We start from the raw sequence: 340 nt of genomic DNA on the forward strand, positions 1-340 counted from the left end.
ATGCTGACTGACCAATGGTTTGTTGCCATGAGCAAAGCGGATGCATCGGGAAGCAGTATCACGGCAAAAGCATTGGAATGCGTTGCATCTGGCGAAATTAAGTTTGTGCCAGAAAACTGGGTCAACACCTACAACCAATGGCTCAACAATATTCAAGACTGGTGTATTTCACGGCAATTGTGGTGGGGACATCAGATTCCTGCCTGGTATGGTGAAAATGGTGAGATTTTTGTTGCCCATAGCGAAGAAGAAGCACAAAAAATTGCCCTCAAAAATGGGTATCAGGGCAGCTTAAGGCGCGATGATGATGTACTCGATACCTGGTTCTCATCTGCATTAT

The 340-nt window shown here is 45.3% G+C and carries 1 protein-coding gene; it reads left to right on the plus strand.

Features of this window, described 5'->3' with window-relative positions; all coding sequences use genetic code 11:
- Positions 1-27: 27 nt before the first annotated feature.
- The coding region (locus ACZ3HG_RS23225; protein WP_465334666.1) for a class I tRNA ligase family protein at positions 28-340 on the plus strand (313 nt) is incomplete at its 3' end.

This window comes from Erwinia sp. PME.40.26/001, from assembly GCF_055556675.1.